The 19,387-nt window shown below is 67.4% G+C and carries 18 protein-coding genes and 1 tRNA gene; 10 read left to right on the top strand and 9 right to left on the bottom strand.

Going from position 1 to position 19,387, the window contains the following annotated elements; genetic code table 11:
- Positions 1–4 precede the first annotated feature (4 nt).
- Both MQH31_RS07745 and MQH31_RS07740 read right to left on the bottom strand, forming a co-directional pair.
- Complete coding sequence (locus tag MQH31_RS07745) at positions 5–859, bottom strand: undecaprenyl-diphosphate phosphatase (protein ID WP_134531847.1); 855 nt, start codon at positions 857–859, stop codon at positions 5–7.
- A gap of 15 nt (positions 860–874) precedes the next feature.
- Complete coding sequence (locus MQH31_RS07740; RefSeq protein WP_243011520.1) at positions 875–2,200, bottom strand: M20/M25/M40 family metallo-hydrolase; 1,326 nt, start codon at positions 2,198–2,200, stop codon at positions 875–877.
- Between the two features lie 150 nt (positions 2,201–2,350).
- On the opposite strand from MQH31_RS07740, the gene MQH31_RS07735 reads away from it, so the two are divergent.
- The 3 genes from MQH31_RS07735 (at position 2,351) to MQH31_RS07725 (ending at position 3,163) form a co-directional block, all read left to right on the top strand.
- Positions 2,351–2,433 (top strand) — tRNA-Leu (locus tag MQH31_RS07735).
- Positions 2,434–2,675: 242 nt separating this feature from the next.
- A complete protein-coding gene (gene relB, locus MQH31_RS07730) occupies positions 2,676–2,894 on the top strand; it encodes a type II toxin-antitoxin system RelB family antitoxin (protein ID WP_134531849.1) in 219 nt (72 codons plus the stop codon).
- Entirely contained in the window at positions 2,891–3,163 is a 273-nt protein-coding gene (locus tag MQH31_RS07725; RefSeq protein WP_243011519.1) for a type II toxin-antitoxin system RelE family toxin, read from the top strand. Before relB ends, MQH31_RS07725 begins: the two co-directional genes overlap by 4 nt.
- 135 nt (positions 3,164–3,298) lie before the next feature.
- Here MQH31_RS07725 and MQH31_RS07720 read toward each other — a convergent pair whose 3' ends face one another.
- The 6 genes from MQH31_RS07720 to MQH31_RS07695 form a co-directional block, all read right to left on the bottom strand.
- The gene (locus MQH31_RS07720) at positions 3,299–4,645 is read right to left on the bottom strand and encodes a class I SAM-dependent methyltransferase (protein WP_243011518.1); all 1,347 of its coding nucleotides are present in this window, start codon (positions 4,643–4,645) and stop codon (positions 3,299–3,301) included.
- Positions 4,642–6,021 carry an FAD-binding oxidoreductase gene (locus tag MQH31_RS07715; protein ID WP_243011517.1) on the bottom strand — a complete coding sequence of 460 codons (1,380 nt, stop codon included), beginning with the start codon at positions 6,019–6,021 and terminating at the stop codon, positions 4,642–4,644. Before MQH31_RS07715 ends, MQH31_RS07720 begins: the two co-directional genes overlap by 4 nt.
- A 43-nt stretch (positions 6,022–6,064) precedes the next feature.
- Positions 6,065–6,886 (bottom strand): hypothetical protein, encoded by an 822-nt coding sequence (locus MQH31_RS07710; protein WP_243011516.1) that lies wholly within the window; start codon positions 6,884–6,886, stop codon positions 6,065–6,067.
- A complete protein-coding gene (locus MQH31_RS07705; protein WP_243011515.1) occupies positions 6,883–7,707 on the bottom strand; it encodes a heavy metal-binding domain-containing protein in 825 nt (274 codons plus the stop codon). Before MQH31_RS07705 ends, MQH31_RS07710 begins: the two co-directional genes overlap by 4 nt.
- Positions 7,708–7,747: 40 nt before the next feature.
- A complete protein-coding gene (locus MQH31_RS07700) occupies positions 7,748–8,686 on the bottom strand; it encodes a heavy metal-binding domain-containing protein (protein ID WP_243011514.1) in 939 nt (312 codons plus the stop codon).
- 137 nt (positions 8,687–8,823) lie between these two features.
- Complete coding sequence (locus tag MQH31_RS07695) at positions 8,824–11,295, bottom strand: glycoside hydrolase family 94 protein (RefSeq protein ID WP_243011513.1); 2,472 nt, start codon at positions 11,293–11,295, stop codon at positions 8,824–8,826.
- Between the two features lie 185 nt (positions 11,296–11,480).
- On the opposite strand from MQH31_RS07695, the gene arfB reads away from it, so the two are divergent.
- The 4 genes from arfB (at position 11,481) to MQH31_RS07675 (ending at position 15,094) form a co-directional block, all read left to right on the top strand.
- The gene (arfB, locus tag MQH31_RS07690; RefSeq protein WP_134531854.1) at positions 11,481–11,903 is read left to right on the top strand and encodes an alternative ribosome rescue aminoacyl-tRNA hydrolase ArfB; all 423 of its coding nucleotides are present in this window, start codon (positions 11,481–11,483) and stop codon (positions 11,901–11,903) included.
- 109 nt (positions 11,904–12,012) lie between these two features.
- On the top strand, positions 12,013–12,951 hold the full coding sequence (locus MQH31_RS07685; RefSeq protein WP_243011512.1) for a hypothetical protein: 939 nt from the start codon (positions 12,013–12,015) through the stop codon (positions 12,949–12,951).
- A gap of 39 nt (positions 12,952–12,990) precedes the next feature.
- A complete protein-coding gene (locus tag MQH31_RS07680) occupies positions 12,991–13,464 on the top strand; it encodes a GNAT family N-acetyltransferase (protein ID WP_243011511.1) in 474 nt (157 codons plus the stop codon).
- A gap of 229 nt (positions 13,465–13,693) precedes the next feature.
- A complete protein-coding gene (locus MQH31_RS07675; RefSeq protein ID WP_243011510.1) occupies positions 13,694–15,094 on the top strand; it encodes an MFS transporter in 1,401 nt (466 codons plus the stop codon).
- Between the two features lie 12 nt (positions 15,095–15,106).
- Here the strand turns inward: MQH31_RS07675 and MQH31_RS07670 are convergent, their stop codons facing one another.
- Complete coding sequence (locus MQH31_RS07670) at positions 15,107–15,469, bottom strand: hypothetical protein (RefSeq protein WP_134531858.1); 363 nt, start codon at positions 15,467–15,469, stop codon at positions 15,107–15,109.
- An 89-nt stretch (positions 15,470–15,558) separates the two neighbouring features.
- Between MQH31_RS07670 and MQH31_RS07665 the strand changes: the two genes are divergently transcribed.
- From MQH31_RS07665 to MQH31_RS07655, 3 genes are read left to right on the top strand one after another with little or no spacing between them, the layout of a single operon-like run.
- Positions 15,559–17,529 carry an APC family permease gene (locus tag MQH31_RS07665; RefSeq protein WP_166792510.1) on the top strand — a complete coding sequence of 657 codons (1,971 nt, stop codon included), beginning with the start codon at positions 15,559–15,561 and terminating at the stop codon, positions 17,527–17,529.
- Positions 17,530–17,584: 55 nt separating this feature from the next.
- On the top strand, positions 17,585–18,451 hold the full coding sequence (locus MQH31_RS07660; protein WP_243011509.1) for a DUF4097 family beta strand repeat-containing protein: 867 nt from the start codon (positions 17,585–17,587) through the stop codon (positions 18,449–18,451).
- Between the two features lie 55 nt (positions 18,452–18,506).
- Positions 18,507–19,382 carry a hypothetical protein gene (locus tag MQH31_RS07655; RefSeq protein WP_243011508.1) on the top strand — a complete coding sequence of 292 codons (876 nt, stop codon included), beginning with the start codon at positions 18,507–18,509 and terminating at the stop codon, positions 19,380–19,382.
- Positions 19,383–19,387 lie beyond the last annotated feature (5 nt).

Below are 19,387 nucleotides of genomic sequence, written 5' to 3'. Positions count from 1 at the left end.
ACCCCTAAGCCGCGATGGTGTTGGTCGCGAGCAAGGCCATCAGTGCGAAGCCGAGCACGATCCGGTAGATCACGAAGGGCAGGAAGCTGCGCTTGGAGATGTAGTTCATGAAGAATCCGATCACGAACAGGGCGACGATGAAGGCGACGACGGTCGCGACCACGGTCTCGGCCGGACCGAAGATCTCCGGGGTGCAGTTGGTGGCACCTTCGAGGCACGGGTGTGCGATGGCCTTGTACATCTCGTAGAAGCCGCTGCCGAGCACAGCAGGGATGGCGAGCAGGAACGCGTAGCGGGCGGCGGCGCGGCGCTCGTAGCCCATGAACAGGCCGGCGGTGATCGTTCCACCGGAGCGGGAGACGCCGGGAATCAGCGCGAGCGCCTGGGCGAAGCCGTAGATGACGCCGTGCGGGACCGTCATGTCTTTCAGGCGGCGCCGGTGGGCCCCGACCGCATCGGCGACGCCAAGCAGCACGCCGAAGACGATGAGCACCGTCGCCGTGATCCACAGGTTGCGGAGGGTGGACTCGATCTGGTTCTGGAAGAGCAGGCCGAGCACGATGATCGGGAGCGATCCGAAGATGATGAGCCAGCCCATGCGCGCGTCGGGATCGCTGCGCGGAATCTTGCCAAACAGGGCCTTGACCCAGTGCGTCACGATGCGCGAGATGTCCCGCCAGAAGAACAGCACAACGGCAGCCTCTGTGCCGATCTGGATGATCGCGGTGAACCGGGCGCCCGGGTCCCCGCCCATGCCGAGCAGTTCGCCGACGATGCGGATGTGGGCGCTGGACGACACCGGGAGGAACTCGGTGAGACCCTGCACGAGTCCCAGGATGATGGCGTTGAGGAAGTTCACCGGAGGCTCGCTTTGCTAGTAGGTCGACAACAGGTCGGTAAGGACCCGCCTGCCAAAGACTAGCGCGTCGAGCGGAACCCGCTCATCGACCCCGTGGAACATGCCCGGGAAATCCAGCTCGGCGGGGAGCCGGAGCGGGGCGAATCCGTATCCGCGGATTCCGAGCTTGGACAGGGCTTTATTGTCGGTTCCCGCGGAGAGGAGGTACGGGAGCACGGGGGCGCCCGGGTCGTGCCGGTGCAGGCTGCCGACGACGGCGTCGACGAGCGGGCCGCCGAAATCGGTCTCGAGGCCGATGTCCCTGTGCATCACGATGATCTCGATGTCCGGGCCGACCAGGCTCGCCACTTCGGCGAGCACCGCGTCCTCCTCGCCGGGCAGGGTGCGGATGTCGATGAGCGCCTCTGCGCGGTCGGGGATCACGTTGTGCTTGTACCCGGCCTTGAGGAGCGTCGGGTTGGTCGTCGTGCGCAGGCTCGCCTGGATGAAGCCGGACGCGGTCCCCGTCGCGAGGGCCAGTTCGTCCGGGCCGACGCGCTGCGGATCGACGTCGAGGATCCGGGCGATTTCGGCGAGCAACTGGGTCGTCGTGTCGGTCAGCCGGATCGGCCAGTCCTGGCTTCCGACCGCCGCGACAGCCGTCGCGAGTTTCGTGACGGCGTTGTTCCTGATCAGCCGGGAACCGTGGGCGGCGTCGCCGCGTGCGACGAGCTTGATCCAGATTAGGGCCTTCTCCCCGGTCTGCAACAGGTAGGCACGCTGGCCGCCGAGGGTGATCGAGTAGCCGCCGACCTCGCTGATCGCCTCGGTGGCACCCTCGAAGAGTTTGGGGCGGGTGTCGACGAGGTAGTGCGAGCCGAGGACTCCCCCGGCCTCCTCGTCGGCGAAGAACGCCACGACGAGGTCACGTGCCGGCGCCTCTCCCGCGCCGAGGATGTCGCCCAGGGCCGCGAGGATCATCGCATCCATGTTCTTCATGTCGACGGCGCCTCGGCCCCAGAGCAGGCCGTCCTTGATGACGCCGGCGAAGGGGTCGACCGACCAGGTCTCCGGATCGGCGGGGACGACGTCGAGGTGGCCGTGGACGACGAGGGCGCCGCTCTCGCGATTGCGGCCCGGCACGCGCACGACGACGCTCGTGCGGCCCGGCTCGGAGTCGAAGAGTTCGGGGGCGAGCCCGAGGCCCCTGAGGTGCTCGGCGACGTACTCCGCGGCATCCGTTTCGCCGTTGGATCGGCCCTCGCCGTAGTTCGTGGTGTCGAACCGGATGAGGTCGCGGGCGAGTTCCGCGGTCAGATCGAGGGGTGTTGCCGGATCGGTGTCGTCTGCCCAGGAAGCCATGACTTCACGCTATCGGTAGTCGTCGTCGAGGGGGGTCGTGGGCGGTCAATGACCGTCATGTGTCGGGCGCGTGGCCGGGGTGTGCTGGAGGGCCTCGAAATCCGTGCTAGATTATTGACTCGTCAGCCGGTCACCGGCTGGCCAGCACCAGCCCGGGTGGCGGAATGGCAGACGCGCTAGCTTGAGGTGCTAGTGCCCTTATGGGCGTGGGGGTTCAAGTCCCCCCTCGGGCACAGAATGAAGAACCGGTAGTTCAGGTTCTTCGCTGTGAAATGAAATAGGTCGAGACATCCACCGGATGTCCGGCCTGTTTTTTTGTCGAAAATTGGGGACATCCGACGCAGGAGTCGTGGCCTCATCCTGCGGCTGCCCCGGCAGCATCTGTGCCTGTTTCCGTATCTGCACGGATGCCGCGGCTGGCCTTGAGGGTCGACCATCCCGACTTCTATACTTGTAAAGTCCAAAGGGGATCGCCATGAAGCAGATCAACGTTCGAGTCCCGGATGCCCTGTCCGCCCGGTTGGACGCGCTCGCCGCCAGGACGGGTCGTTCGAAAACCTTCTACGCCGTCGAGGCGCTTGAGGAACACATCGAGGAGTACGAAGACTACTTCCTCGCGAAGGATGCCCTCGCTGAGTTCCGCCAGTCCGACGACAACGCGATAGACCTTGCCGACATCGATTGGCCGGATTGAGCTATCTCATCCGGCTGACACCACAGGCGGCCAAGGAAGTACGGAAACTCGACACGACCTCTGCACGGCGCATTCGATCGTTCCTGGAAGACCGACTGGCCCACTTGGACAATCCACGCGCTCTCGGCAAACGACTGGTCAATGAAGACTTCTGGCGCTACCGCGTCGGCGACTACCGGATTCTGGCCCATATCAACGATGACGAGATCGTCATCCTGATGGTTCGGGTCGCTCACCGGCGCGACGTATACGAGGGGTTGAACGGGTAGCACTCCCCCGCTCCAAGTCCGACTATGTGCGGCGCAGCTCCTGTGCGAGCGTCATGACATCACTCTTCCCGAGTCGACGGTTCCCCGCCAGAATGCTCCGCGCCCCAATTCGGGGACTGGACCCGCTTCACGAGCTCAGGGCGTCCACCACGGCCGCAGGGGCAGCTCGGCGAGGCTGTCAGCGCCCGACGGCTTCACCGCAAGGACCTGGTGCAGCTGGATACCCCCGGTCTCGAAGGCGAGCCGTGAGCCGGCCATGTAGAGGCCCCACACCTTCGCGGTCTCCAGCCCGACCTCGGCGACCGCGTCATCCCAATGCTCGACGAGGTTGGCGCACCAGTCGCGCAGGGTCAGGGCGTAGTGCTGGCGCAGGTTCTCCTCGTGGAGGACCTCGAGGCCGGTGTCCTGGGCGGCGCTGATGATGCGGCCGGAGCCGGTCAACTCGCCGTCGGGGAAGACGTACCGGTCGATGAACCCTCGTGTGGACGCCTCGGAGTGGTTGTCCGGACGGGTGATGCAGTGGTTGAGCAGCAGCCCGCCCTGGCGCAGCCTGGACTGCAGGAACTCGAAGTAGGCGGGATAGTTGCGCACGCCGATGTGCTCGAGCAGCCCGATCGAGGACACCGCATCGAAACCGGTCTCGGCGATGTCGCGGTAGTCGCCGAAACGCACCTCGGCCAGTCCGGCCAGCCCCTCGTCGGCGATCGCGCGCTGCGCCCAGGCGGCCTGCTGTTCCGACAGCGTCACGCCGGTCGCCCGGACACCGCGTCGGGCGGCGTAGCGCACCATGCCGCCCCAGCCGCAGCCGACATCGAGCAACCGGTCCCCGGGCTTTAGTCGCAGCTTCTCGAACACCAGCCGGTACTTGTTCTCCTGCGCCTCGTCGAGGGAGGCGTCCTGGCGCGGGTAACACGCGCAGGTGTAGGTCATCGACGGCCCGAGCACCCACTCGTAGAAGGTGTTCGAGACGTCGTAGTGGTGGTGGATCGCCTCGGCGTCCCGGCTCTTGCTGTGCCGGAGTCCCCCGGCGATGCGCCGCCAGCGCGGCGGCGCCTCCTGCGCAGGAGGCTTGATTGGGCGCAGGTTCCCGATCCCGATGGAGCGGATGATGGTGGCCAGCACCCGGGGTGACGGCAGCGTGAAGACGAGGTCGCCGGTGAGCGCCTTCAGGAGGTCGTACGGGTCGCCGGGGTGAACCCCGTGAATCTCGAGGTCACCGGCGATGTAGGCCCGGGCCAGGCCCAGGTCGCCGCGTCCCGTGGCCAGGTAAGTGGTGCCTCGCGGTGTCTTCAGGTGCAGTCCGAGCTGCGCATCCACCGGGCCGGTCGCACTGCCGTCGTAGGCGGTGAAGCGCAGCGGGAGCCGCCCACCGGCCAGGATCTCGAGGATCTCGGCGAGGGTGAGTTTCCCCTGCGGCTCTGCGCTGCGAGCCCCTTCCCTGTTGTGCGTGTCTTCCGAGGTTCGCTGCTGGAACGTGGTCATCGTCGTTGCACCGCCTTTGCGTAGAGATCGAGCAGACGTGAATCGGGGTCGTAGCGCTTCTTGACGCTCCGATAGGTGTCTCCGCCATAGAGTTCGTCGAATTTCTCCGGAGAGTAGTACGAGTCGGAGTAGAGCGACTTGTGCCCGTCGAACTCGCTGACCGCAGCCTCGATCAGACGGTTCGTCGCCCCCTCGACGGACCCCACCGGCACCGTCGACCAGAAGCCGACGTTGACATACGTCTCGAGCGGCCGGAGCGGGTAAAGGGGCCAGCCCTCAGCGTCCCGCACCCGCAGCGGACAGAGCCAGATCGGTTCGATCGGAACGGTGGCCAGGAACCAGTTCAGGAACTCCGCACATCGCGATATCGGTATTTCGACGTCCTGCACGACCCGTTCCCGAGGAGGTCGATTCCGGAGTCGCTCGATGCGATCGCCGATGTGGAATCGCTGCTCGTAACGCATCAGCTTTCCGTAAAAGCTGCTGCGCCGGAGCGCTCTGGGCCAGAGCCGACGAACGAGCGGACGCTGTGCACCGAATGCCTCGGAGCACCAGAACCAGTCCGTGTCCCATCGCCACAGGTAGTCGTGGATCGTGAGCCGGTCGACCGTGGTGCCCTCATCGTGCTGGATTGAGCGGTAGTAGATCTTCTGGCCGGTGTAGTCGCTCACGGGGCCGGATGCCGCGGTCTGCGTGCCCAGGCAGAGGTAGCTCTCAGTGGCGCTGAACACGACGCCGTCGAGGTAGTCGACACGGGCGCCGTCCAGGCTCCCGGTCGCGACGATGCGGCCCATCGCCGCGACGAGGTCGGGGAGCGAGTGGAACCGCAGTTGCCGGAGCTCGACGAAGGGTTCCACCGGCTCCAGCTCGATGCGCAGCCGCACCGCGTACCCGAGGGTGCCGTAGGAGTTGGGGAAGGCGCGATAGAGGTCCTCGTGCTCCGTCGGCGACGCCGTGATGACCTCGCCCGTTCCGGTCAAGATGTCCAGCTCCAGTACCGACTCGTGTGGGAGGCCGTTGCGGAAGGACGTCGATTCGATGCCGAGGCCCGTGACCGCACCGCCGAGGGTGATCGTCTTCAGTTGCGGCACGACGAGTGGCGCCAACCCGTGCGGCAGGGTCGCGGCGACGAGATCGTCGTAGGTGCACATGCCGGCCACATCGACCGTGCGCGCATCCGGGTCGACCGCGATCACGCCGGTCAATCCCGACGTGTCAAGGCCCGGGGCGTCCGGCTTCGCGCGTGACCGGAACAGGTTCGAGGTGGGCTTCGCGAGACGCACGGATGCCGTCGGCGGGACCGCCCGGTAGCTCGCGAGGAGCCGCTCGACGCCGGCGGCGTGTGCGGTGCGTGCGTCGTTCGCGCGAGTGGTCACGCCGCCAAGCTAGTCCTCGATCGCCCTGCCCGCACGCATCGCGCTAGGAGAGATCGAGACTGGACCTCGCGAAACGGGCGGAGAGGAACCTGCCGTTGACCAGCAGAGCCTCGGCATCATTGACGACGGCCGCCTCGTGCATTCTTCTGACGGCGGTCTCCAGGACGGCCAGCTGCGCGACCAGGACAGCGTCTGGGGTGGTGCCGTCGGCGAACACGTGGTCGTGCGCCCACTCGGCCGGGAGGGCGAGATACGTGCGCAGAGTCTCGGGGAGATACGAGGTCGCCGTTCGACTGGCCGTCATCTCGGCTTCCACGTTGCCGGCCAGCCTAGGCAGGGTCCCCAGCAGCAGGGCCGTGATCCGACGCACGGCCGCGACGGCCTCCGGCGGGAGCCGGGACTCCACCTGCGCCGGAAGGCGTCTCAGATCGCCGTCGAGGGTCGCCTCGGCAACCCGTACATCCGACCCGGCAGACTCGAGGCCGAGGGTCTGGAGTGCGTGCGCCGACGCGGAAGCCTCGCCCGCGGCGTCCCCCGCGGCGGCGGCGATACGGCCGGCGAACTCGCTGAGCCATTCGCCGAGGGTCAGGGTACGCCGTGAGATCACGACGCCGCCGGAAACCCGCTGGGCCTGGGCGAGGAATCGGGGCCCCGCGAGGAGCGTGAGGGTGATGGTCTCACCGTTCGAGGCAAGTCGAATCTCGCTGATATTCCCGGGCCGGCGGGCAAGGCGGTCCGCCAGCGAGCGGTCCCGCAGTACCGTCAGGACGCTCGCGGCCACCGGCGCGGACAGCGCACGAGTGGCCCCGTCGACGAGGCTCGCCAGAAACGACTGAGGGTCGTCCGCGGCGTCCGCCAGGGTCACCAGCGGCCACCATCGGTCAGGGGAAGCACCAGGCTCGGAGTGGCGATGACGTGATCCTCGCGCAGCTCGCGGACCGCACTCCCGATCGCAAAGAATTCCGTGGTGTGGCCGCCCCACCGGTGCGGCAGCGACAGGAGTTGCACCCCGACGATACCGTCGGCCGCAAGGGTTTCGGCCTCCGTCTGCATTCTCCCCATGGCCAGTTCGCGCGCGTCATACAGCGCCTCCGTGAACTGGGTGATCTCGATGTTCGCCCCGAGGTTGCTGAGGGCGGAGATCGCTCCCCGGTGGGCGATGTGATACACGCAGGTTCCCATCACGAGGCCGAGCGGGGCGTATCCCGACTGGATCAGGGTCCAGAAGTCCTGGCCGGAGAGGTCCGAGGTGAACGGAAGACCCTTGTTGTTGCGCCAGGTACCACTCGCGGGAGCGTGGTCGGCCACGACGGCTGTTCCGATGGCCACGAATTCGGCCAGGTTGTTGCCGTAGTCCTTGAACTCGATTTCGAGCCGAACGCCCACGATGCCGTCGGCCCCCAGGGCGTCTGCCTCCGCCTCCATGCGGGTCATCGCGAGTTCGCGAGCGTGATACATCGCCGCGCTGAGCTTGTCGAGCTCCATGTTCTGGCCCCAGCGCCGTGTCTGGATACCGACGTGGTAGACGCTCGAGCCGAGCACCAGTCCGACCGGGCGGAATCCGGCCTGCCGCACCAGGAGGAACTCGTTGACGGACAGGTCGGACGTGAACAGATGCTTCTTGCCGTCGGCCAGGCGCGCCCGGGCGCTCGCCGAGAGGGAGACGCCGGTGAGTGGGTCCGTCATGGGGTGGTGCTCCGTTCGCTCGTCGAGGGTGAGGCCGGCATCAATGTTCAGGCGTTCGGGGGCGGTGGTGCGAATCGCGGAGGGGCATCACGGTCAGCGGCGGGGGTGCGGCGGGCGGCCTGTTCGCCCGGGGCAGTGCCACCAGAGTCGTGCCGACGACCACGAACTCGGCGTGCAGGTCGCGGGCATCCGATCCGCCGCACCGGGTGTCGAACTCGGACAGGGTCGTACCGGTCACGACGAGATCTGCCGCACCGGTGTGAGTGACCCGGCGCGCGAGCCGCTCCCTGGCCTCGCGCCGGGCAGCCTGGACCAGTCGGGTCATCCCGGTCACTTCCCCGTTGATCCAACTGGTGCGCTGCTGTTGGAGTTGCCAGTCCTCGTGCTTCGTTGACACGGACATTCCGAGAACGACACTGTGCGGGAGATATCCGGCCAGGAGGGCCGCCGCGCAGTCTTCTCCGCTGAGGTTGGTGTACCAGGGATCGGCACCGGCTTCGGGAAAAGGAAAGTGAGAGGAATCTGTCGAGCGCACGGCCGTGCCAAGGGCGCTGAACTCCCAGGCCGTTCCCTCAACGCGGGTGCGGTGGATGCGGATGTCCACCACTCCGTGCGCCCCGAGAGCCTGCGCCTCGACGCGCATCCGCTTGAGTGCGCCGTACCAGCCGCGTTCATATGCGCCGACGTATGGGGCGAAGCTGCCCCACGTGGACCCGCCGCCCGAGGTCGTCACGGGCGAAACCCGGCCGATCGACGATTTCCCCATTTGCGCCCCCGACGTCCACCAGGCGCAACCGCTGCCCGTCCACCCCAGATTCATCACCGCGCAGCCGAAGACCTCGCCGACGGCGGTCAGACCGACGCTCTGGAGGCTCGCGGCCGCGGCGACCGAGAGCAGCGACCCGGAGGTTCGACTGGCCCGCTGTGCCGCGATGCGAGCGTGTGCGGCGGGCGGCAGTCCCCCGGTCCATTCGTTCACGTGCTCATATAACCACCCCTGGCACGGATTGTCAGGCAATTTCCGAGGTCGGACACGGTTTATTTCCCGGTGGCGTGCACTGCCCGGTGTGCCGGAGATTGTCTCGGGCGCACCGGGCTCGTGCTGTTCCAATCGGATTACAGGGTGGCGCGCACCTGCACGACGCTGCCGACCGGGGCGTACGGAACAGTGCGGCCGTCGATGGCCACTCCGTCGACCTCGAGGCTCGCGCGGGAACCCTCACGGCCCGAGTTGGCCACCGTGATGACGTAGGTCGCACCGCGGGCCTGCCGGGTCACGGTGAATTCCGCGACGTCCGGCCCGATCTGCGGGTCGACGACAAGGCCGTCGTAATCGGTGCGCACGCCCAGGAGGTACTGGGACACCGTCACGAAGTTCCACGCCGCGGTTCCGGTGAGCCAGGAGTTCTTGGCCTCACCGTGCCGGGAGGCCTCCTTGCCCGCGATCATCTGCGCGTACACGTACGGCTCGAGGCGGTGCACCTCGGAGATGTCCTCCCGGTAGGCGGGCGCGATCTTGCGGTAGTGGTCGAACGCCTTGGCGCCGCGGCCGAGGACCGTCTCGCCGATGATGACCCACGGGTTGTTGTGGCAGAAGATTCCGCCGTTCTCCTTGTAGCCCGGCGGGTACGTCGAGACCTCGCCGAGTTCGATCCGGTAGCTCTTGTACGCCGGGTACTGCAGCACGAGCCCGTGTTCGGAGCCGAGCAGGCGGTCCACGGAGTCGAGGGCACGGAATGCGGGGCTCGTGGCGGACGGGGTTCCGTCGGCATTGTGCTCGACGCCGACGCCGGCGAGGACGGCGAAGCCCTGGGGCTCGATCCAGATCCTGCCCTCGGTGTCTTCGTGGGTGCCGACCTTGTTGCCGTAGGCGTCGTAGGCGCGCAGGAACCACTCGCCGTCCCAGCCGTCGGTGAGCAGCACCTGACTCATGGTCGCGGCGGCCTTGCGCGCGCGGTCGGCCTGCTGGGTGTCGCCGCCACGTTCGGCGATGGTCGCGTACTGTCCCGCCGCGAGCACGAACTGCGCCGCGATGAAGGTCGACTCCGCGACGACGCCCGCCTGGTTCTCCGTGGTCTGGAAGGATTCGCCCGGTGTCGTCGAGAAGCAGTTCAGGTTCAGGCAGTCGTTCCAGTCGGCGCGCCCGATCAGGGGCAGACCGTGCGGGCCGAGGTTGTTGAGGGTGAACTCGAAGGAGCGGGTGAGGTGGGTGTACAGCGTCTGCGCGAGCGCGTCGTTGTTGTCGAACGGGACGACCTCGTCGAGGATGCTGAAGTCCCCGGTCTCCTTGAGGTAGGCATCCACCCCGATGATCAGCCAGGCCGGGTCGTCGTTGAAGCCGCTCCCGAGCTCGTTGTTCCCACGCTTGGTGAGCGGCTGGTACTGGTGGTACGCCGATCCGTCGGGAAGCTGGGTGGCGGCGATGTCGAGGATGCGTTCGCGCGCGCGGTCGGGGATCAGATGCACGAAGCCGAGCAGGTCCTGGGTCGAGTCTCGGAAGCCCATCCCGCGCCCGATTCCGGTTTCGAAGTACGACGCCGAGCGGGACATGTTGAAGGTGACCATGCACTGGTACTGGTTCCAGATGTTCACCATCCGGTTGAGCTTGTCGTCGGGAGAGGTCACGGTGTACGCGGAGAGCAGGGTGGTCCAGTACTCCCCCAGGGCCGCGAACGCGGCATCCGCTGCCTCTGTCGTGGAGAGGCGCGCCAGCAGTTCGTGCGCACGCGTCTTGTTGATGATCTGCTTCGCGTCGTCGGCCCACTTGTCCTGGCCGTTCTCGACGGTGTTCTCGACGTAGCCGACCACGAAGACGAGCTCGCGGGTTTCGCCGGGCTGGAGAGTCGAGTCGACCTGGTGCGAACCGATCGGGTACCAGCCGGACGCCATTGAGTTCTGCGCCTTCCCGGCGTTCGGAACCTTGGCCTCCGCGAGCGTCTCGTAGAGGCCGACGAAGGTCTCCCTGTCGGTGTCGAAACCGGCGATCTCGGCGTTCACCGAGTACACGGCGTAGTGGTCACGCCGTTCCCGGTATTCGGTCTTGTGGTAGATCGTGCTGCCCTCGACCTCGACCTCGGCGAGGGAGAGGTTGCGCTGGTAGTTGGTCTGGTCATCCTGGGCGTTCCAGAGGCAGAACTCGAGGTAGGAGAAGAGGGAGAAAGTCTTGACCTGGTCCGAGGTGTTGGTGATCGTCACCTTCTGCACCTCCGCCGTCTCGCCGAGCGGAACGAAGTACAGCGTGGAGACGCGCAGTCCGCCGCGCTCACCGGTGATCCGGGTGTACCCCATGCCGTGGCGGGTCTCGAAGAAGTCGAGGTCCTTCTTCATCGGTAGCCAGCTCGGCGTCCAGACGTCGCCGCCGTCGTTGATGAAGAAATAGCGTCCGCCGGAGTCGGTGGGAATGTCGTTGTAGCGATACCGCGTCAGGCGACGCATCTTCGCGTCCTTATAGAACGTGTACCCGCCGGCCGTGTGAGAAATCAGGGAAAAGAAATCTTCGCTGCCCAGGTAGTTGATCCACGGGTATGGCGTGAGCGGGGTCTCGATCACGTATTCCCTGGCCTCGTCGTCGAAATGACCGAACCTCATGTGTGCACCTTTGCGATATGCGGAGGACCGGATGGCGACGGGCTCCGAAATTATCGGAAGCCATCGACGAACCAGACCCAAACTTTGTGAGAGCGCTCTCATTGGCGCCCGCGGCTACTCTAGCAAAGGAAGACCCCGGGGTGCCACACCGTATGTTCCCCGCCGCACTGTGACACGCTGGGACCATGGATCTGGAGGTGTCGCCCGCGCTCACGCTTCCCGCATCGGAACTGGGCTGGCGGTTCTCGCGGTCACCGGGACCGGGCGGCCAGCACGTGAACACCTCGGACAGTCGTGTGGAACTCTCCTGGAACGTCGCGACGTCCCCGTCCCTGTCCGACGACCAGCGGGCCCGGCTCCTCGCGCGACTCGACCGCCGACTCGTCGGCGGGGTGGTCACCGTCGCCGCGTCGGAGCAACGCTCCCAGCTCCGGAACCGGGAGATCGCCCTGGCCAAGCTCGCCGACCTCGTGTCGGCCGCGCTCGCTCCCGATGCGGCCCGCCGCCGCGCCACCCGACCCACGAGAGGCTCGAACCGACGCCGTCTCGCAGCCAAGGAACAGCGGGCCGCGACGAAACGGCAGCGCCAGCGACCATCAGACGAATAACCCTGGTCAGCAAAGAGTTTCGCAACATGCGCTTTCCGGCCCCCACGGCAGTCGTTGGACATGTACATTGTGTTCCGGGGGTTGGCACAGCTCTCTGAGAGGACCAACCATGACCTTCGTCTCCCCGCCCGCCGGCCAGAACGGCCAGAACGGCCAGAACGGCCAGAACGGCCAGCCCTACCCGAGTCCCCTGCCGCAGCAGCCACCCCTGCTCCCTCCACGCCGCTCGGCGAGCGGCCTCGCGATCGCCGCGTTCATCGTCGGCATCGCCGCCTTCCTCACCGGACTCGTGGTCGGAGTCGGTCTGGTGCTCGGACTCGCGGGACTGGGCCTGGCGATCTTCGCACTCCGCCAGGGCACGAGCCGGGGATTCAGCCTGACCGGGCTCATCCTCTCTGCCCTCGCGACCCTCACCAACATCGTTGTGATTGTGCTCCTCGTCGTCCTCGGACCGGCGGTCACCCGTGCGGCCGAATCCGCGGCCCGGAATCTGGAGGCCCAGCAGGCGCAGTCGACGCCCGGGGCTGCGAGTACCGCCACCCAGGCGATCGACACGCCCTGCTACTCGTTCACCGGCCCGGGCGCCTATATCAACGACATCGGCACGGCCGCCATCGCCGACTGCTCCACCGAGCTCGAGCTCTGGGGTGATGACAACGCCGACGGCACCGTGACGGTGACCGGGGTCGGCGAGATCCTCGGCACCGTCACCATCGAACCGATCCACACCAGTACATCGACCGGGTGGGGCACCGATGGCTCGGTCGACGGGATCGTCGACTATCTGAACCAGAGCTATATTCCCCAACTCGGCACCGTCATCAGTCTGAAGGAACCTGTCACCCTCGACGGCACCCCGGCCAACCTCACCCGCGTGCAGAGCACGAAGGCGCTCACGAAGACGAAGGCGCTCCTCGTCACCCAGGCCGCGAGCCCGTACTCGACGTCGACGGGCGACGTTCAGGTGTTCTCCATCTCCTTCGTCATCCCCCAGGACAACGGCGACGCGATCATCCAGGAACTCGCGAAGAGCTGGACCTGGAAGTGACGGGCCCTGTCACCTGAGACGGTCCCGTACGCTGTTCGGATGCAGCCGATCCGTCCCGCCGTGCCCGCCGATGTCCCCGAGATTCTCCGGCTCGTCGTCGAGCTCGCCGAGTACGAACGCGAACCCGACGCGGTCGCGGCGACGGAGGACGGATTCCTCGCCGCGCTCTTCGGCGACGACCCCGCGGTCCATGCGCTCGTCGTCGACGGCGAGGAGGCCGGGACCCTGGCCGGGATGGCCGTGTGGTTCCTCACCTTCTCGACCTGGGAGGGCGTGCACGGTATCCATCTCGAGGACCTGTACGTGCGCCCGGCCTATCGCGGCGGCGGGTACGGCACGGCACTCTTGACCAGCCTCGCGGCGCTCTGCGTCGAGCGCGGGTACGCGCGCCTGGAATGGGACGTCCTCGACTGGAACGCGCCCGCCATCGGCTTCTATGAGGCCCTCGGGGCGCGGCCCCTCGATGGGTGGACGACCTACCGCCTCGACGGGGAGGCATTGCGGAGGGCGTGAGCCCGCGCATCCGTTTCACCTGCCTTCTGCCTGGCGTCGGCTAGACTCGGCTCAGACTTCCGTTCGCAGATAACCAAAGCGACCGGACGAGCACTGGTTGAGACAGTGCAGGACGGCCCCCGGATTCGTCCGGGGGCCGTCTCTCATTCCGGAGCCGTTCTGCCGGAATGGGAATGCCGGACGGGCATCGCCGATTACATCCCTCGTAGCGAAAGACGACGGAGGCCGAATGAGCACGACTGAAGTGGGTTTCCGGTCCGCGCGCGGCCCGATCCTGATCGCCCTGATGCTGACGACGGGGCTCGTGGCGATCGACGCGACGATCCTCGCGACAGCCGTGCCGACGATCGTCGGCGACCTCGGCGGCTTCGCCCAGTTCCCCTGGCTGTTCTCGATCTACCTGCTCGCCCAGGCCGTCTCCGTGCCCGTGTACGCGAAGCTCTCGGACACGCTCGGCCGGAAACCGATCGTGATGATCGGCATCGGCCTGTTCCTGCTCGGTTCCGTGCTCTGCGGCCTGGCGTGGAGCATGCCGGCCCTGATCGCTTTCCGGGCGATCCAGGGCCTCGGAGCCGGAGCCGTTCAGCCGATGGCGATCACGATCGCGGGCGACATCTATACCGTCGTCGAACGGGCGAAGGTGCAGGGCTACCTCGCGAGCGTCTGGGCGATCTCCTCCGTGGTGGGCCCGAGCCTGGGCGGGATTTTCTCGCAGTTCCTGTCCTGGCGGTGGATTTTCTTCGTGAACATCCCGCTGTGCCTCATCGCGGCGTGGATGCTGCAGCGCACCTTCCACGAGACCGTCACGGTCCGGCGCCACCGGGTCGACTACCTCGGCGCGATCCTCCTGACGTCCGCGCTCACGCTCCTCATCCTCGCGGTTCTCGAGGGCGGGCAGGCATGGGCCTGGGACTCCGTACCGAGCATCGCGGCCTTCTCGACCGGGGCCGTGCTCCTCGTGCTGTTCGGGTTCGCGGAGCGTCGAGCCGCAGAACCCGTGCTGCCGCTCTGGGCGTTCAGCCGACGCCTGCTGCTCAGCACCGCGCTCATCTCGGTCGGCGTCGGAGCCATCCTGATCGGGCTGACCTCGTTCGTGCCGACCTACCTCGAAGGTGTGCTCGGCACTCCGCCCCTCGTCGCCGGGCTCGCACTCGCCGCGCTCACGGTCGGCTGGCCCATCTCCGCGGCACTGTCCGGCCGGTTCTACCTCAGGATCGGATTCCGGAACACGGCGCTGATCGGCGTCACGATCGTGCTGATCGGCGCGCTGATCCTCGTGGGCACGGCCGGTACGCCGCTTCTCGGCGTGACGGCGCTCAGTTGTTTCGTGGTGGGCCTGGGTCTCGGCCTCGTCGCGACTCCGACGCTGATCGCCGCGCAGTCGAGCGTCGAATGGGACGAGCGCGGGGTCGTGACCGGCGCGAACCTGTTCTCCCGGTCCATCGGCAGCGCCGTCGGCGTGGCAATCTTCGGGGCCGTTGCGAACGCCATCATCGGTGCGTCGGCTTCGGGCGTCCGGGATGCCGCGAGCGTGCAGGCGGCATCCGCTGCCGTCTTCGTCGCGGTCGCCATCACAGCCGCCCTGACCGTGGTCGCCGCGGTCTCGATGCCCCGGCGCACCGCCGGGTGAGGCGGGGACAGGTCAGGGAGTTTCGTCGACGATTCCGATGAAGCGGGTACCGATGCCGTCGACCTCTGTGCGGCTGAGACCGGCAGCGGGGTCCGGAAGTTCGTCCGCGCCGTGGTCATCGCAGGTCAGGTAGGTGAAGGCCGGCCACCATTTCTTCGGGCGGGCCGCCTCCGAGAAGCCGCAGACGTCGCAACGGAGTTCGACCCAGACCGGCTTCTTGCCCGTGCGGTTGGCCCGCGACTGCACCAGCCAGTCCGGCGGGTTGCTTTCGATCGCGGCCAGTTCGGCCTCGGTCAGGCGCGCGGGGAGGTCGTGTCGTTGCGCCATCTCGAGCGGAATATCCAGACGCAGTGCGGCCATTCTTCTCGTAATCATCGTGTTCAAGGATAATCGCCGCCGGGCCTCTCGTGCGCGTATGCTGATCCCTGCACTGCGCGACCTCCAGACCAGTAAGGGCCCCTCGTATGCCTCACTCCTCGACGGAGGCCGGCTCCACCGCTGCTCCCCGACCCGTTCCCACCCGGCGGGACCGCCTGTCGCACTGGCTCCTGCAGGACAGCGAGCGTCCGCACCAGGGTCCGCACGCCCGCACCGCGGAGAAGACGCACAGCTGGTGGCGCGTCATGTGCCTTACCGGCGTCGACTACTTCTCCACGCTCGGCTACCAGCCCGCCATCGCCGCACTCGCGGCGGGCCTGCTGTCCCCGTTCGCGACGATCGTCCTCGTCCTGCTGACCCTGCTCGGCGCGCTCCCGGTCTACCGCAGGGTCGCCCGCGAGAGCTTCAACGGCTCCGGGTCCATCCACATGCTCGAACACCTCCTGCCCTGGTGGGCGGGCAAGCTCTTCGTCCTCGCCCTGCTCGGCTTCGCGGCGACCGACTTCATGATCACGATCACCCTCTCCGCTGCGGATGCCACGGCGCACGCCATCGAGAATCCGTTCGCCCCCGAGTGGTTCCACGGCAATGAGATCGGCATCACCCTCGCCCTGATCTCACTCCTCGCGATCGTCTTCCTCAAGGGGTTCAAGGAGGCGATCGGCATCGCCGTCGTGCTCGTCGGCGTCTACCTCGCGCTCAACCTCGTGGTGGTGTTCGTCTCCCTGGCTCAGATCGCGAGCCAGCCGGTGATGATCACCGACTGGTGGAGCGCACTGAACGCCCAGCACGGTGATCCGCTGATCATGGTCGGGATCGCCCTGATCGTCTTCCCGAAGCTCGCGCTCGGCCTCTCCGGCTTCGAGACCGGCGTCGCCGTGATGCCGCAGATCACCGGGGACCCGACCGACACCCCCGAGCGCCCCGCCGGGCGGATCAGAGGGGCCGGCCGCCTGCTGACCACGGCCGCCGTGATCATGAGCGGTTTCCTGATCCTGACGAGCTTCATGACGACGTTCCTGATCCCCCAGGCCGAATTCCAGCCCGGCGGCCAGGCGAACGGACGCGCGCTCGCGTACCTCGCCCACGAGTTCCTCGGCCCGGTGTTCGGAACCGTGTACGACATCAGCACGATCTGCATCCTCTGGTTCGCCGGGGCATCCGCCATGGCCGGCCTGCTCAACCTCGTGCCCCGGTACCTGCCGCGATACGGCATGGCACCGCAGTGGGCGCGCGCCGTGCGGCCGCTCGTGCTCGTCTTCACCGCGATCGCGTTCATCATCACGGTCGTCTTCCAGGCCAGCGTCGACGCCCAGGGCGGCGCATACGCAACGGGCGTTCTCGTGCTGATCACCTCGGCGTCCGCCGCGGTGACTCTGTCGGCCCGCCGGCAGGGCCAGCGCAAGCGCACGATCGGCTTCGGAATCATCGCCCTCGTCTTCGCGTACACGACCGTGCTCAACGTCATCGAACGCCCGGACGGCCTGCGCATCGCCGGGCTGTTCATCGCCGGGATCCTGCTGATCTCGCTGATCTCCCGGGTGCGCCGTTCCTTCCAGCTGCGGGCGACATCCGTTGCCCTCGACGAGACGGCCCTCGCGTTCGTCAAGGCGGATGCAGCGGACGGCGCCGTCCGGGTCATCGCCAACGAACCGGACGACGGCAGCGAACACGAGTACCGGCACAAGGACCTCGACGAACGCCGGTACTCGCACATTCCCCGCGACTCGCAGACGATCTTCCTCGAGGTACACGGGACAGACTCCTCCGAATTCGAGGAAGACCTCCTCGTGCGCGGAGTGGTCAAGCACGGCTACCGCGTCCTCGAGGTCTACAGCGGGAACATCCCCAACACCCTGGCCTCCGTGCTCCTCGAGATCCGCGACGTGACCGGCGTCGTCCCCACGATCTACTTCGAGTGGACAGAGGGCAGCCCGATTTCCAACATGGCCAGGTTCCTGTTCTTCGGAAACGGCGAGGTCGCACCGGTGACCCGCGAGGTGCTCCGTGTCGCTGAGCGCGACGTCAAGCGCCGGCCGGCGGTGCACGTCAGCTGACCTGACTTGCGCGGGTGCTATACCGGGAGAGCGGGACCCGGCTAGTGTCGGCTCCATGAGCGCGAGTGCGACACCGCCGGCACGACCACCAGTACCGCCCCAGCCCGCAGGACCACCCCGGCCCACCGCATCGCAGCAGCCGGCCCCGCACCGCCGGGGCCGGGCAGGCCTCATCGTGGCCGTCGTCGTGCTCGGCCTCGTCATCCTGACCGGGGCGGGACTGCTCATCGCCCTGTTCACCGGCGGCTCGCTCGGCGCACCCGTCCATCTCGCAGCGGATGCCGAAGCCGGGTCGAGCGTGGACGTCCGGGTCCCGAACGCCGCCCTCCGCTTCGAGCCCAGCCCCGATTCCCAGGTGCACGTTCGGGCAGACGGCAGTTCGCTCGGCGCGACACCGACGCTGGCGATCGGCACGGCGAACGGCGTGACCGAGGTGACCGGGGGCTGCCCGAGCCAGTGGTTCGGCCTGTGCTCCCTGAACATGACGGTGTCCCTGCCCGCGGGGCTCTCCCTCACGGCTGACGGGGTGAACGGGCAGATCGAAGTGTCCGGGCTCACCGGCGCGCTCAGGCTGACGACCACGAACGGAGCCATCGAGACGACGGGGTCCCTGGGCCGGGTGGAGGTCCACACCACCAACGGCGCGGTCAGGGTGCGCGATACCGGTTCCCGCCGAGTGGTGGCCACGACCACGAACGGAGCCGTCGAGGTCGACTTCCGGGATGCCCCTGAGGCCGTCGAGGCGCGCAGCACCAACGGTTCGGTCACGGTCCGCATGCCGGCAGCCGGACTCGCCTACCTCGTCGACGCGCGGACGACGAACGGGAACGTCGACACCGGCTCCGTCCCGAGCGATCCCTCCGCGCGCCGCACCGTCATCGCCCAGACCACCAACGGAGACGTGACGGTCACGACCGGCTGACCCGGCTGCGGCAGCGGCAGCCGGCACCGGCAGCGGGCCATGGAAGAATGGACCCATGCCAGACAGCCTCCCTTCCCTCGGCCTCCTCCTCGACGTCGACGGGCCGATCGCCAGTCCGGTCACCCGAACCATCCGGCGGGACAGCATCATCGCCGACCTGATCACGCTCGCCGCCGCGAACGTACCGATCGCCTTCATCACAGGTCGGTCGGCGCTCTTCATCCGCGAGCAGGTCATCACCCCCCTCCTCGCCGCCGGCCTGCCGGAGACCATGCGCATGTACGGTGTCTGCGAGAAGGGCGCCGTGTGGTTCCCGATCACCGCAGCGGGCATGGGCCCGGTGGTCGTCGACCCGAGTGTCGCACTGCCGGCGGCCGCCGTCGACGCGATCCGTTCGCTCGTGCACGACCGTTTCGCCGACACGATGTTCTTCGACGAGACCAAGGAGGCCATGGTGTCCGTCGAACAGCGCACGGATGCCGCTGACGCGGACTACGCAGCGGCCGCGGTCGACTTCAACGAGGCATCCTTCACGATCCTCACGGGCCTCGGGCTCGGGGTCCGCTTCGGCGACCGGGTCGCACCGGATACGTCCGGCGCCGTGCCGTTCCGGATCGATCCGACGATCATCTCGACGGACATCGAGTCCGTCACGCTCGACAAGGACCACGGCGCCGAACGGGCCCTCGCCTTCTTCGCCGAGTCCGGGCCGCTCCCCCGGGTCTGGCGCTCCGTCGGCGACTCCCGCAGTGACTACCTGATGGCGGACCACCTGCACACAGCAGGGTACGAGGTCGCCCACGTGGACGTGCGCCCGTCCGACGGGGTCCTCGACCGGCCGTACCCCGTGATCATCGAGGGTGACCTGATCCACGACGCCGCCGGTGCGGCGTTCCTGGCCTACTGGGTCACCAAGCTCGGCCTCCGCTAGGCCGA

Origin of the sequence: Cryobacterium zhongshanensis (assembly GCF_022760445.1) — a bacterium.
Taxonomy (GTDB): domain Bacteria; phylum Actinomycetota; class Actinomycetes; order Actinomycetales; family Microbacteriaceae; genus Cryobacterium; species Cryobacterium algoricola.
Note: the sequence above shows the minus strand (reverse complement) of the source record. Positions and strands in the feature narration are given on the sequence as shown.